The organism is Nonomuraea sp. NPDC049637, assembly GCF_040675235.1.
Lineage (GTDB): Bacteria > Actinomycetota > Actinomycetes > Streptosporangiales > Streptosporangiaceae > Nonomuraea.
In genome coordinates this window covers 230,739-242,785 of record NZ_JBFAOM010000010.1, presented here as the reverse complement: position 1 = coordinate 242,785, position 12,047 = coordinate 230,739, and the positions used below count along the sequence as shown (strand labels likewise).

Sequence of the window (12,047 nt, the reverse complement as noted above, 5' to 3'; positions counted from 1 at the left end):
TGTGAGATCAGAAATCATCTCCGTGGCCACGGGTTCACGCGAGACCGTGCACGACATCACCGCTGAATGCGCTGAATTCGTGCGCGCGCAGGGAGAAGACGGCCTGTTGCACGTTTTCGTGCCGCACGCGACCGCGGGCGTGGCGCTGCTGGAGCTCGGCTCCGGCAGCGACGACGACCTGCTCGCCGCGCTGCGTGACCTGCTCCCGGCCGACGACCGCTGGCGTCATGCCCACGGTTCGCGCGGTCACGGCAGGTCACACGTCATGCCCGCGCTGATCCCGCCGTACGCCACGATCCCCGTGCTGGGCGGGAGAATGGCGTTGGGCACATGGCAGTCCGTCGCGCTGGTCGACCTCAATGTCGACAACACGCAACGCCAGGTTCGCCTGTCGTTTTTGTCAGATTGATTCTGGCCGACTACGGCCGTACCCGTGGCGACCGTTGACGACTGAGGGTCACAGCGTGTGGACTGTGCCGAAGCGATAAACCGCATAGAGCGGGGCCACTCAAGCAGGAGGGATAAACGTGAGCGCGACCGCGGGTCAGGCGCAGGGCGAGCGCGGCCTGGCCGAACGACTCGGCCTCAAGCCGGGTCAGGTGGTGCAGGAGATCGGTTGGGACGAGGACGTCGACGACGAGCTTCGCGACTCCATCGAGGACCTGACCGGCAACGAGCTGCTGGACGAGGAGAGTGACGACGTCGTCGACGTGGTGCTGCTGTGGTGGCGCGACGGCGACGGGGACCTCTTCGACGCCCTCAGCGACGCCATGCGAGCACTCGCCGAAGCCGGCCAGATCTGGCTGCTGACTCCCAAGGCCGGGCGCGATGGCCACGTGGAGCCGAGCGACATCGGGGAGGATGCCGCTACCGCGGGTCTCTCGCAGACCAGCAGCATCTCAGCCGCACCCGACTGGTCCGGGACCAGGCTCGTCGCACCGAAGGGCCGACGTTAGGAAACTCCGAGGCCGGCCGATACGGCAGGATGATGGCTGTGAACGCACATCCTGCCGAGGTCGGCGCACCAGCTCCGGATTTCGAGCTGCAGGACCAGCACGGCGCCCCGGTGAGACTGTCCATGTTCCGGGGCGAGAAGGTCGTGCTGGTCTTCTATCCGCTTGCCTTCAGCGGGATCTGCGAGGGCGAGCTCACCGCGCTGCGCGACCAGCCTCTCGACGCGCGGGTGCTCGCCGTGTCGGTCGACTCCGTGTTCGCCCTGCGTGCCTGGTCCGATCGAGAAGGTTACGAATTCGCCCTGCTCTCCGATTTCTGGCCACATGGACAGGTCGCCCAGGCGTACGGTGTGTTCGATGAGGCGAAGGGGCTCGCACGTCGGGGGACCTTCGTCATCGACGGCGAGGGCGTGATCCGGTGGTCGGTGATCAGTCCGATCTCCTCGGCACGTGACGTCGCCGACTACGTCAAGGCACTCGCCGACATTTCCTGACCTCGGAGGGAACGATGCCCTGCTACCGATGCGGGGCCCGGCAGACCGACCCGGTCCGTGGCGCCAGCCCGTGGCAGCGCGGGGTGCGCAACGAGTCCCAGGTGCTGATCTGCCCGGACTGTCAACGGCTGCACGACCTCGATCTCGACTCCTGCGCCACCTGCGGGTCCACCGCGCTCATCTGCCGGCTGGGGGAGATCGAGTGTCGCGGCTGCGGCGCCGTCCGGCAGGCCCGGGCGCCGAAGGGGTTCGAGGAGCAGGGCGCGTACGTGGGGTCCGGGGCTCCGCCGGGGCTGTCGGCGGAGGTCGAGGCGGCGCTCAACCGGGTGCTGGGCAGGGCCTGACCGCCCGGGTGATCTTGGGCCCAACGCTCTGGCGCCGCGCGGTCGGTCTCCCAGTTCAGGGCCCTGGTGTCGCCGGCTTCGACCGCGACGCCGCGCCCCCCTTCCGCCTGAGAGATTCTCAAGCGCCTTTTCAGACATTTGCTGACCTGCGCTATCGTCTCCTTTCGTGTCCGCTATGAGTTCGTTCGTCGTCGCGCTCGACGTCGGTGGCACGTCCATGAAGGGCGGCCTGGTCAGCGAGTCCGGTGAGGTGTTGCTGAGCGAGCGGCGCCACACTCCTCGCGCGGAGGGCCCTGAGGCGGTCGTGTCCGCCATTTCAGACTTCATCGGCCACCTGGCCTCCTCCGGCGACGGCGAACCCGCAGGCGTCGGTCTGGCCGTCCCCGGGCTGGTGTCCGAGAACGCGGCTCTCTATGCGGCGAACCTGGGCTGGCGTGACGTCCCCGCCTCGAACTTCACCACCCTGGACATCCCCGTCATGCTGGGCCACGACGTCCGCACGGGCGGTCTGGCCGAGAGCATCCTCGGCGCCGGAAGAGGCGTCTCCGACTTCCTCTTCCTCCCGATCGGCACCGGTATCGCCGGAGCCTCGATCATCAACGGCGACCCGTACGGCGGCTCCTCCGGCTGGGCCGGCGAGATCGGCCACACCCCCGTCTTCCCCGACGGTGAACAGTGCGCGTGCGGCCAGTTCGGCTGCCTGGAGACGTACGCCTCGGCGGCCTCGGTCGGCCGCCGCTACAGCCAGCGCGCGGGCGTGGAGGGCGTGCGCGCCGAGCAGGTGGTCGCCTCCGACGACCCCATCGCCATCGAGGTGTGGGACGAGGCCGTGGAGGCCCTGTCGCTCGCTCTGGCGACGTACACGCTGCTGCTGGACCCCTCGGTGATCGTCCTCGGCGGCGGCCTGGCCGAGGCCGGCCCCGCCCTCTTCGATCCCGTACGTACCCGCCTGGTCAAGCGCCTGGCCTTCCGCGACGCGCCCCCGCTCGTCCCGGCCGCGCTGGGCGTCGACGCCGGCATGCTGGGCGCCGCCCTCCTGGGCTGGCGCGCCGCCGGCCGCCCCGAACTGGGCCCCGGCTGGACGGTGAATGTGCGATCGGCCCCTCTGGTGTCGTAAGGTTAGTGCCGATCAGGGGGCGGTTAGCTCAGCGGTAGAGCACTCGCCTTACAAGCGAGGGGTCACTGGTTCGAACCCAGTACCGCCCACCAGCGAAGAGAGCCCCGTTTCCGATCACGGAAACGGGGCTTCGTGCCATTAACGTGCCATTAGCCAGTGCAAGGACCCTTCTCGATCTTCGCGTTCATGGCGTCGGCGATCTTGCGGTCTGCCTCCGCCGTGCTGTGCTGGTAGATCAGCGCGGCCCGGACCGAGTCGTGTCCCATGCGCTGCATGAGATCTTTGAGGCTCGCGCCGGAGCTGGCGGCGATCGTGTTCCCGGTGTGCCGCAGATCGTGGAAGTGCAGGCCAGGGAAGCCGATCTTGGGCTGGTGGGACGGACCACCGATTGGCTGAGCAAGGTGGAGAACGACCGCATCACCTTGGATCGTCTGTCCGTCATCAAATCCCTGGCGAGGGTATTGGACGTGTCCCTCGGTGATCTCCTGGCCGAGCCGCACCTGTTCGAGTGGACGGACGAAAGCGGCGATCAGACCATCCCAGCACTGCGCGCCGCGATCACGGACTATCGGCAGCTCTCGCCGATGGCCGGGCTCGTGGAGAACGCGGAACCCTCCGGGCAGGCCGACCTGCGACGTGCCCTTGCGGAGGTGTGGCGGGCGTACCAAGGAGCCCAGGACGGCTACGTGATACGGACTCTGCCCGGACTCCTGGGGGAGGCGCATCATGCTGCGCGCGCAGCGAACGGTGACGCGCGCATGGCCGCATCGGGAGTGCTCGGGCAGGTCTACCACGCCGCTGCCAGCATCCTGGCCAGGGTGGGTGAGGCTGATCTCGCATGGATCGCCGCTGAGCGGGGACTCTCCTTCGCACGGCAATCCGGTGATCAGCTCGTGACGGCCTCATTGCTTCGCTCCGTGACCCACGCCCTTCTGTCCAACGGCCGCTACGAGGCAGCCAAGCAACTCACGATTGACGCCGCCGACCTGCTGTCTCCTGACCTCCCGCACGCCACGGCTGAGCTGCTTTCGGTGTACGGCACGCTGTACCTCGCCGGGTCGATGGCGGCGGCGCGAGACGACGACCGCAGCACGACACGCGCGTTCCTCGCCGAGGCACAGGAAGCGGCGGTGCGGCTCGGCGGTGACGCCAACCATGTCTGGACCGCGTTCGGGCCGACGAACGTGCGTATCCATCAGGTGGCCACGGCAATCGAGCTGGTGGACATCCAGGTGGCTGTGGAGCTCGGGCCGAACTGGATACCAGCGGGCTTCCGATCGAACGTCGTGCTCGTCATGGCCTGGCAGTGGCGCATGCCTTGAGCCTGTGGAACCGTACCGACGACGCGATGGCCGCGCTGTTGGAGGCCGAGACCATCGCTCCCGAGCAGGTGCGCCATCACTACCTCAGCCGCCAGCTCACGATGTCGTGGATCAGAAGGCAGAAGGGCAAACCCAGTTACCAACTCGCAGCTCTCGCCCGGCGACTGCACATCGTGTGAAGACAGTCCCCGTGGCGTAAGGTCGGGGCTGTGAACGATCAGGAGGCTCCGCCGTTCGCCCAGGCCCGTGCCGCCGCCGGTGCGCTGTTCTTCGATGACGGCGGCCGTGTGCTTCTTGTTCGTCCTACGTACAAGCCGTCCATGGACATCCCGGGCGGGTACGTCGAGCCGGGGGAGACCCCGTACGAGGCGTGCGTTCGAGAGGTGCAGGAGGAGCTGGGCATTCAGCCGGCCATCGGTCGACTCCTCGTGGTCGATTGGGCGCCCCTCCCTAAGGAGGGCGACAAGGTCCTGTTCGTGTTCGACGGCGGCACCTTGGACGGCGAGTTGCTCAAGCAGATCAGGTTCGTGGACAACGAGTTGAGCGCCTACGAGTTTCATCCCGTCGAGGAACTGGACGGGCTGTTGATCGAGCGGCTTGCTCGTCGCGTCAAGGCCGCCGCCACTGCACGCGAGCTTGGCAGGACCGTTTATCTGGAGCATGGCCAGGCCGTTCCCGCTGAGTGACTATCTGAGTGACTATCTGAGTGACTACGGCCAAGACGAGCGTGGACGATTAAGGACCAGGGCGGAACGTTCGCCGAGGGGGCCCCAAATCACCCGAGGTCCCACCCTCTCGCGGCGAGCCGTGCCAAGCGAGGGGTCACTGGTTCGAACCCAGTACCGCCCACCTCGTAGAACAGCCCCGTTTCCGCTCGCGGAAACGGGGCTTCGTGCCATTAGCCGGTGCGAGGGTTTTCTCGATCTTTGCGTTCATGGCGTGGACGATCTTGCGGTCGGCATGGGCACGCGACTCGGGTAGTACGGGTTAGGAGCGTGCGTGTCATCCGCAAGGCTCAAAGCAAGGTAGGCGCGAGGCTCCACCCCCGATGCGGTGCCACGCCTGCACTGCCAATGGCCGATCCCAACGGCTTCCCGGCCCAAGGCTCGTCATGAAATGATCCACTGCGGTTGGATCCACGTGAGGACTGGCATGTCTCCCAAAGCGATGGCGTTCGTCGCCTTCCTGTTGATCGGCTCGGGCATTCTCACTGGCCTGATGTCCGTTACGGCAGGTGGTGAATCCTGCGGCTCGGCATTTGTCGGAGTCACCTGGCAGCAACTCGATCCGTCCTCCGACTTGGCCGACAGGCTGCAACATATGGACAACTGCACAGACCGGCGGAACCTCGTCAAGATTCCCGCTACCGTGCTGATCGCCGTAGGCGGGGTCACGTTGTTCGCCGCCTTCCTTTCACGGCGACGCATATCCGTTTCAGACGGATAGAGTGGCCGGCCGCCTCAACGGCGGTGGCCGGCGTTCGACTGTGCTTCGGTGGCTGGCATGCTCTGTGGTGTGACGATTCGTACTGCGACGCGCCGGGATCTGCCCGCGATCATCGCGCTCCTGGCCGACGAGGACACGGTGGTCGATCCCGAAACCGTTGAGGTCGACGAGGCGTACGAGCGAGCATTCAAGGCCGTCGACACCGACGAGCGCAACGAGATGATCGTCATGGACGAGGCAGACGGTACGGTCGTCGGCTGCCTCCAGCTGACGTACATCCCTGGCCTGGGACGACACGGGCAGGAGCGGGCGCTCATCGAGGCGGTCCGGGTGCGTGCCGATCGACGTGGGGCGGGGCTCGGGCGCGAACTGCTCACCTGGGCGATCGAGCGGGCACGCGCCCGCGGCTGCACCCTGGTCCAGCTCACCAGCAACAAGCGCCGCACCGAGGCCCATCGTTTCTACGACTCTCTCGGCTTCGCCCGCAGTCATGACGGGTTCAAGCTGTCGTTCTGAGGCGGGGCGCCGAGCGGGGGTCATGACCCTATGCGAGATGAGCCGACGATTTCGATCGTGCGTACTCCGGGTTTTCCGATCAGCTCGGTGAGTGCCGGTTTCGAGTGTCCGTAGACGACCAATCCATAGATCCTGCCTTCATGTGCCGCCTGACGTAAACGGCGGAGATCGAGCCCGAACGACTTCAGGTTCAGTGCGTCGGTCCACTCCAGCTTGGCCGCCCAACGCCTGTACAGCTCGATCGGCGAAGTGTTCTGGCATTCGGTTTCATAGACCGCGCACGACCGCCAGTAGACCGGTTTGTCGGCGTCCCCGCGCGATCGGGAGAGGAACAGGAACACGGCGTCCAATCGGATTCCTTGCACGTCCAAGGCGGTGGTCAGCTCGTTCTCGGTCATGGGGGCGGTGAGTTCCACGACGGCGGTGGAGAAGTCGTTCTTGCCCAGGGCCGCTATCGCCTGGCGGGCCTGGCTTTTGGCCGGCTCGTCGACGCCCTCGCCGCCGTGGAACGAGCGCAGCAACGGGCTCATCATCGCCTCCGGCATGGCGGGAGCGGAGGTCCTGCCCAGCACGTCGGTCACTATCTCTTCGTGTGCTGGACGACCTCGCAGACTCGGACGCGTCTCGAAACTGCTGACCGTCACGCCCATCGACAGGGGGCCCACACCCACCTCGTGGCCCACGATGACGTCGTACTCCGGATGCGCCACCTGGAAGGCGCCGCCATAGACCTCGCGCATGCGTTCGGCGCGCCCGCCGAACAGGTGCACGCCTTCGGCCAGACAGGCGAGCAGAACGAGGATGACGACGAGGACATACCCGGTTCTGCGTGAATTCCCGGTGCGGCTGTCTGCGGTCAAGGCGGTCTCCCGTGCGTGCCGATGCCGGTCGAACAGTGATGATCAAATCAGATCGCCGGTGAATGGAGGCGCCTGGCCGGACACCGGTACGGCATCGTTTGTTCCGCTGTGCCTGCCGGTGTAGCAGTGCCACACCAAGATCGCACTAAGATCGCGTCCCGTGTCTTCGGAACATTTATGGCGGTTTATCAGGATCGGATTAGTAAGTCTGATTCTTCTGACGGCGGTCGCGGGACTGGTGCTCGGCGACACCTGGCTCTGGGTGGCCGCCGAGTGGTCGCCCCCGACCTTCGGCGAGCTGGACACGGCCGACGGGTCCGGCGCCTCGGTCGGTCTGACGCTGTTCGGGGCCGCCCTGGTCAAGGCGGCGCTCCTGTGGCTGATTCTGCGCACCCCGGAACCGGGGCCGCTGGACCGCGCGGAGAGGGCGCTGCGCCGGCTGTTGTACCTGGCGGTGGCCCACGCGCTCGTGTTGTGGTACCCGGTGGCGCTGCTCCCGGACGCGGTCGATGCCGCGTTCACGCTCGTTCTGTGGGCCGCGATCGATGTCCTCTACCTGCTCGTCATCCGGTGGCGGTCCGGCCTGTTGCGCGGGGCGGCCGGAGTGCTGTTCGCGGTCGAGCTGGCCGGGGCGGCCGACGACCTGCTCGACGACCTCGACCTCCCGGAGCTCGGACCGGGCGGCGTCATCCAGGTGATCCTGATCGGGGGCGGAGTGCTGGCGACCCTCGTCACCGTCCTCGGGCAGTGGCGTGACGGCCGCTGGAGCCGCGGCACGCTGATCGCCGGGGTGGCGTCGGTGGGCGGTTACGCGCTGGCGATCCCGTTCAACCTCCTCGTCGGAGGACCCTACGGCGGCGGTCTGGCGATGGTGATCGCGATGGACGCGATAGGGCTCCTCACCACCGTGTGGATCGCGGCCACCGCTCGTGAGCTGCCCGCCGAGGGCCGCCCGGCGGATCTTCAGCCCGTCCGGCGGCGGGGGTTCCGCGTCGCGGTGGCGGCCGTCGCCGTGCTGTCGCCCGTCGTACTGATCAATGCGGAGCAGGACGCGCGCCTGACCTACACCGCCGGGTCGGCGGAGTGTTACGACCGGCCCAGCTTCGGTGACGTGAATCCCGCGGACCGCGACGCCGTGTTCCTGTGCCGGGCGCGGAGCACGGACGGCGCGACTCCGCCCATGTTCCCCGACACCACGTCGGACCAGGCGGTCCTCGCGTACGGACGGGCGCTGTGCCGCGCCAAGGACGCCGGCGAGCAGGAGGCGATCCTGACGCGGGCCGGCAGCGCCCGCGCCGCCTGGCGGGTGGACCCCGAGGAGCTCGTCTACGTCTGCCCGGAGATCATCGGCGCCACCCGTCCCGACCTGCTGCGGTCGACGGCGGAGGAGGCGGCGGCGAACGCGGCCCACCTCGCCGGGGAGAACGCGAAGTGCCGGGACCCGTGGCCCCGGACGAAGGGTGTCGTCCAGGCCACGGCCAAGTACTTCCTGTTCGTCGACGGCGATCCGGGATACCTGGTCCAGGACGGCGAGGGAGAGGCGGCCATGGAGGAGGCGGAGCTGGCGACGGCCCGGTCCTACGAAGACGGCGCCCTCATCGGGGTGGCCCGCGGCACGGCGCTCATCGGGCACGTCGAGGACGTCGTCGATCTGTGCCTCACGGTGAAGGCCTTCCGCGCCGCGCCGCCGCTGCGGACCGCCGGGTGGGATCAGGTCCACGAGGTGCCGATCGTCAGCCGCGGCGGCCGGCTCGCGGTGCCCGCGATGAGCGACGGCGGTGACGTGGGCGCGGGCGCCCCGATGCCGAACCTGGCGATCGCCGGGAAGGGCCGCTACCGGCTCCGTGTCCACGTGCGGATCGGCGAGGCGGGGGAGGAGCACCTGGTCGTCGTGTTCCCGGGCGCGTCGAGGAAGAGGCTGAAGCTGAAGTCCTGATCCGAGGCCGGACGCGCCGGGGCTGGTCAGCGGCAAGGAGCGGATGCGGCACGGGCCGGACGGGAACGCTCTCCGATCGCCAGGCCGATGTGCACTGACTGCGACTTCTCCGTAACGGCCGCGAAGTATTGTGGTGGAGGTGCCCGGGGTAAGGGCTCTTAAGCCGAAGGGGCTGCGCAGTCCGCGAACGGAGAGCCACCTGCCATGCGAAATCGCACGTTGCGGATCCCCGCCACCGCGGCCGCCGTCCAGGAAGCCATCGACCAGGCGACGGCGGGAGAGGTCGTCCTGCTGGAGCAGGACGGCCGTCTCGTGGCCGCGGTGGTGCCCTACGAGGTGGCCGCCGCCGGCGTCGACCTGCTCAACGAGGCTCAGGACGCCGCCGACCGGCGGTCGGGGCTGAGGCTGATCGCGGAGCTCGAAAGCGGCATGGAGACGATGCGGCTCGGCGACCTGCGCCGTGAGCTGGCCTCATGAAGGGCTACTACGAGATCCAGCTCTCGTCGGCGGCGGTGCGGCAGATCCGTGCCGTGCACGCCGCGGAGCCGATGGCCGCCACGTTCGTCCTCGACTGCCTGGAGTATCTCTCCACCGACCTCGACTCGGGCCTGCTGCGCACGATCGACAAGGAGGCGGGGCTGCTGAAGGCGGAGATGGGTGACTTCGAGGCCCTGTGCTGGGTGCGGCACGAGGAGATGAGCCTGGTGATCCTCACCGTCTCACGGAGTCGTCACCCAGCGTGACGCCGCGCCGTCGTTCGCCCGGACGGCGAAGTCGCGGACGTCCCGCATCCGCCGCGTGCTGACCGGCTCGGCGTAGATGTAGGGGCACATGTCCGACCGGGTCATCTTCGATCGCTGGTAGAGCGAGAAGTCGCACCAGGCGTAGTCGTGCCGGGTGAGCTGCTCGATCACCTCCTGCCTGATGCGTTCGCCGTACATGGAGTCGTGCATCTCGATCAGGAGTGCCGGCTGGTGGTGGGCGATCGTCTCCGCCGCGCCCGCCAGCGCCTTCCCCTCATGTCCCTCGATGTCCATCTTGACCAGCCGGATCCGCTCCCGGGACCGGGAGGCCATGACGTCGATCGGCAGGCCGTCCGCCTCGCCGAGGAACGCGCCGTACCCCTCCCCGCCGTGGTGAAGGGCGGAGGTGAGGCAGTCGGCGGGGACGGTCGCCGGTTCGCCGGCGGCGAGCGTACGCGTGCAGGGGCCGGCGGTGACGTCGTAGGGGTCCCAGAGCCGCAGCCGTGCTCCGGAGTCGTGCGCGGCCACCGGGTGGACGTCGACGTTGCCGATCTCGTTGAGCCGCAGATTGAGGCGCAGCGCGCGCAGCGCGACCGGGTTCGGCTCGACGGCGACGACCTTCGTGAAGGCCCTGGCCATCCGTAAGGCGTAGTGGCCGACGTGGGCGCCGACGTCGAGGAAGGCCGAACCCGGCTCGGCGAAGGACTGCAGGAGGCGCCAGATGTCCTGTTCGTGCGGCCCCGGGCCGACGCGGTCACCGCTGGCGGGCCGGAGGGCCCAGGTGAGTCCGTCGCGCTGGAAGAGGGAAGGCGTCGTCGACATCAGGACTCCCGGGGAGGTGTTCCGCGCTCACCCACGTGTGATCGTTCTCCCGTCGGAGGAGATCCAGCTGCGGTGCGGGTAGTAGCTCCTGAGCTCCCGCATGCGGGAGGAGTCCGTGAAGAAGACGAACTCCAGGTTGGCGCGCCGCAGCATGCTGTGTTTCGACTCCTCGCCCAGCAGGCCTCCGACCAGCGGCACCGCGTTGACCGCCACTTCGGTGAGCGTCGACAGGCCGGTCATCGCGAACCGTTCGGCGACCTTCGCCAGGCCGGGCATCTTCCTGCGCAGGAAGATGCCGAGCTTCGTGGGCTTGACCGCCAGATGAGGACGCGTGGCCCGGATGTGGTCGCAGACGCGCTGCCAGTAGTCGGCGGCGCAGTCGGCCAGGGCGGCGGCCAGCACGTCGTCGGCGTCACGGGCGTTCGAGACCTCGAGGTAGGACTGGATCTCGAACAGCTCCCTGGCCTGTTCGCGCAGTTCGAGTATCTCCTCGAAACGCAGCATGGCCAGCAGGTCGGGCGGCGGGCCTTCGACCATCCGATAGGCCGTCTCGACGAGCTCCCGCATGTCGAGCTGGGGGTCCGGCCCGCCGTGCGCGGGCCGCTCATCGGCGAGGACGGCCTCGGCGAGGCCGGTGGCGTCCCCGGAGTTCCAGTCCGAGCCCATGATGCGCGCGTTGAACGCGCGGGCGTGCGCGGTCTCGTCGAACAGGCCGTGGATCTGGATCAGCTCGCTGCTCACCGGCAGTCCGGAGTCGTGGAGCAGCGCGAAGATGGGGGTGTGGGAGAACCGCGGCCTCGACAGGATGTCGTCGTACCGTCGTCTCAGTTCGATCGGCTGCGCCGACAGCAGGCCGGTCAGCACCGAGTCGGGTGAGTTGGCGGCCTCGCGGACCTGCCGCATGAAGTCGTCCTTGGCGGTGACATAGTCGTAGCGGACGACGACGGAACCATCCCCGGCGAGAACGCCGTCCAGTTCCCTGATCATGCGGTCGCGGGCGGCCGAGACCGGCGAGACGACCCATCCCTTCCCGTCGGGGCTGTTCCGCTTCCAGCTGTCCAGGACCTCGGCGAGAGAGTCGCAGGGATCGAGCCGGTCCTCCTGGTAGAGGTAGTTGTGGGCGCGGAGGCCGACCGCGACGACGCCTCCCGCGACGAGGTCTCTGAGCAGGCGGTAGAAGTTGTTCTCCCGCAGGTCGGACCTGCTGAAGTCGCCCACGACCCGGGGGTTGTCCACCAGCTGCGTGTCATGCACGTAGACCCGCTCGTTGAAGAGCGCCCCGAACACCAGCAGGGCCCGTAGCTGCATGGTGGACGTGATGCCGGCCCAGATCGGTTCCAAGGCGGCGAATTGCGACGTGGCGCGCAAGGCGTTGATGGAGCGGGAGTCATCGCGCTTCATCTCTTCGAGATACCACCCTTCGGTCGCCACCCTTAAGGGAAGCACAGCCGGGTACCGCAGGGAAGGTCGTCATGGACAGTGGGTCGGCCGGGG

At 68.0% G+C, this 12,047-nt stretch carries 17 protein-coding genes and 1 tRNA gene; 14 read left to right on the top strand and 4 right to left on the bottom strand.

Translation table 11 applies throughout. From position 1 onward, the window contains the following. Position 1: 1 nt before the first annotated feature. The 6 genes from AB0J71_RS17085 (at position 2) to AB0J71_RS17060 (ending at position 3,000) form a co-directional block, all read left to right on the top strand. Positions 2–409 (top strand): secondary thiamine-phosphate synthase enzyme YjbQ, encoded by a 408-nt coding sequence (locus tag AB0J71_RS17085; protein WP_352321050.1) that lies wholly within the window; start codon positions 2–4, stop codon positions 407–409. A 118-nt stretch (positions 410–527) separates the two neighbouring features. Continuing rightward, positions 528–956 carry a DUF3052 domain-containing protein gene (locus AB0J71_RS17080; RefSeq protein ID WP_352321051.1) on the top strand — a complete coding sequence of 143 codons (429 nt, stop codon included), beginning with the start codon at positions 528–530 and terminating at the stop codon, positions 954–956. 32 nt (positions 957–988) lie between these two features. After that, a complete protein-coding gene (locus AB0J71_RS17075; protein ID WP_352321208.1) occupies positions 989–1,447 on the top strand; it encodes a peroxiredoxin in 459 nt (152 codons plus the stop codon). Positions 1,448–1,461: 14 nt separating this feature from the next. Further along, positions 1,462–1,791, top strand: a complete 330-nt coding sequence (locus AB0J71_RS17070) for a hypothetical protein (protein WP_352321053.1) — start codon at positions 1,462–1,464, stop codon at positions 1,789–1,791. 175 nt (positions 1,792–1,966) lie between these two features. Further along, on the top strand, positions 1,967–2,908 hold the full coding sequence (locus AB0J71_RS17065; RefSeq protein ID WP_364414857.1) for an ROK family protein: 942 nt from the start codon (positions 1,967–1,969) through the stop codon (positions 2,906–2,908). A 17-nt stretch (positions 2,909–2,925) separates the two neighbouring features. Further along, positions 2,926–3,000: transfer RNA gene (locus AB0J71_RS17060), tRNA-Val, on the top strand. Between the two features lie 57 nt (positions 3,001–3,057). Here the strand turns inward: AB0J71_RS17060 and AB0J71_RS17055 are convergent. Continuing rightward, positions 3,058–3,219, bottom strand: a complete 162-nt coding sequence (locus AB0J71_RS17055) for a hypothetical protein (protein WP_352323215.1) — start codon at positions 3,217–3,219, stop codon at positions 3,058–3,060. On the opposite strand from AB0J71_RS17055, the gene AB0J71_RS17050 reads away from it, so the two are divergent. From AB0J71_RS17050 to AB0J71_RS17030, 5 genes are all read left to right on the top strand, one after another. Further along, positions 3,166–4,230: a hypothetical protein gene (locus AB0J71_RS17050; RefSeq protein ID WP_364414872.1), complete on the top strand. Its 1,065-nt coding sequence runs from the start codon at positions 3,166–3,168 to the stop codon at positions 4,228–4,230. The two genes, AB0J71_RS17055 and AB0J71_RS17050, sit on opposite strands and share 54 nt — an antisense overlap. Beyond that, positions 4,227–4,409, top strand: a complete 183-nt coding sequence (locus AB0J71_RS17045) for a hypothetical protein (protein WP_364414855.1) — start codon at positions 4,227–4,229, stop codon at positions 4,407–4,409. The genes AB0J71_RS17050 and AB0J71_RS17045 overlap by 4 nt, the downstream gene beginning before the upstream one ends. 30 nt (positions 4,410–4,439) lie before the next feature. Continuing rightward, positions 4,440–4,916, top strand: coding sequence for an NUDIX hydrolase (locus AB0J71_RS17040; RefSeq protein WP_352323200.1), 477 nt, complete (start codon positions 4,440–4,442; stop codon positions 4,914–4,916). A gap of 466 nt (positions 4,917–5,382) precedes the next feature. Continuing rightward, positions 5,383–5,676, top strand: coding sequence for a hypothetical protein (locus AB0J71_RS17035; RefSeq protein ID WP_352323199.1), 294 nt, complete (start codon positions 5,383–5,385; stop codon positions 5,674–5,676). A 57-nt stretch (positions 5,677–5,733) separates the two neighbouring features. Beyond that, positions 5,734–6,192: a GNAT family N-acetyltransferase gene (locus tag AB0J71_RS17030; protein ID WP_352323214.1), complete on the top strand. Its 459-nt coding sequence runs from the start codon at positions 5,734–5,736 to the stop codon at positions 6,190–6,192. A gap of 20 nt (positions 6,193–6,212) precedes the next feature. On the opposite strand, the gene AB0J71_RS17025 is transcribed toward AB0J71_RS17030, so the two are convergent. Beyond that, positions 6,213–7,052 carry a hypothetical protein gene (locus AB0J71_RS17025; RefSeq protein ID WP_364414853.1) on the bottom strand — a complete coding sequence of 280 codons (840 nt, stop codon included), beginning with the start codon at positions 7,050–7,052 and terminating at the stop codon, positions 6,213–6,215. 238 nt (positions 7,053–7,290) lie between these two features. Here AB0J71_RS17025 and AB0J71_RS17020 point away from each other — a divergent pair, with 238 nt between their 5' ends. The 3 genes from AB0J71_RS17020 (at position 7,291) to AB0J71_RS17010 (ending at position 9,731) form a co-directional block, all read left to right on the top strand. Further along, the gene (locus tag AB0J71_RS17020) at positions 7,291–8,988 is read left to right on the top strand and encodes a hypothetical protein (protein ID WP_364414851.1); all 1,698 of its coding nucleotides are present in this window, start codon (positions 7,291–7,293) and stop codon (positions 8,986–8,988) included. 204 nt (positions 8,989–9,192) lie between these two features. Continuing rightward, positions 9,193–9,465 (top strand): hypothetical protein, encoded by a 273-nt coding sequence (locus tag AB0J71_RS17015; protein WP_364414849.1) that lies wholly within the window; start codon positions 9,193–9,195, stop codon positions 9,463–9,465. Then, on the top strand, positions 9,462–9,731 hold the full coding sequence (locus AB0J71_RS17010; RefSeq protein ID WP_352323195.1) for a hypothetical protein: 270 nt from the start codon (positions 9,462–9,464) through the stop codon (positions 9,729–9,731). Before AB0J71_RS17015 ends, AB0J71_RS17010 begins: the two co-directional genes overlap by 4 nt. Here AB0J71_RS17010 and AB0J71_RS17005 read toward each other — a convergent pair. Together AB0J71_RS17005 and AB0J71_RS17000 are read right to left on the bottom strand one after the other, a co-directional pair. Then, positions 9,708–10,553, bottom strand: a complete 846-nt coding sequence (locus AB0J71_RS17005; protein ID WP_364414847.1) for an FkbM family methyltransferase — start codon at positions 10,551–10,553, stop codon at positions 9,708–9,710. The two genes, AB0J71_RS17010 and AB0J71_RS17005, sit on opposite strands and share 24 nt — an antisense overlap. Before the next feature lie 27 nt (positions 10,554–10,580). Continuing rightward, entirely contained in the window at positions 10,581–11,954 is a 1,374-nt protein-coding gene (locus AB0J71_RS17000; protein WP_364414845.1) for a hypothetical protein, read from the bottom strand. Between the last annotated feature and the right edge of the window lie 93 nt (positions 11,955–12,047).

Coding starts and splice junctions, on each gene's coding strand:
- AB0J71_RS17075 (WP_352321208.1), top strand. CDS start 989: ATGGCTGTGAACGCACATCCTGCCGAGGTCGGCGCACCAGCTCCGGAT.
- AB0J71_RS17070 (WP_352321053.1), top strand. CDS start 1,462: ATGCCCTGCTACCGATGCGGGGCCCGGCAGACCGACCCGGTCCGTGGC.
- AB0J71_RS17065 (WP_364414857.1), top strand. CDS start 1,967: ATGAGTTCGTTCGTCGTCGCGCTCGACGTCGGTGGCACGTCCATGAAG.
- AB0J71_RS17035 (WP_352323199.1), top strand. CDS start 5,383: ATGTCTCCCAAAGCGATGGCGTTCGTCGCCTTCCTGTTGATCGGCTCG.
- AB0J71_RS17030 (WP_352323214.1), top strand. CDS start 5,734: ATGCTCTGTGGTGTGACGATTCGTACTGCGACGCGCCGGGATCTGCCC.
- AB0J71_RS17015 (WP_364414849.1), top strand. CDS start 9,193: ATGCGAAATCGCACGTTGCGGATCCCCGCCACCGCGGCCGCCGTCCAG.
- AB0J71_RS17010 (WP_352323195.1), top strand. CDS start 9,462: ATGAAGGGCTACTACGAGATCCAGCTCTCGTCGGCGGCGGTGCGGCAG.
- AB0J71_RS17005 (WP_364414847.1), bottom strand. CDS start 10,553: ATGTCGACGACGCCTTCCCTCTTCCAGCGCGACGGACTCACCTGGGCC.
- AB0J71_RS17000 (WP_364414845.1), bottom strand. CDS start 11,954: ATGAAGCGCGATGACTCCCGCTCCATCAACGCCTTGCGCGCCACGTCG.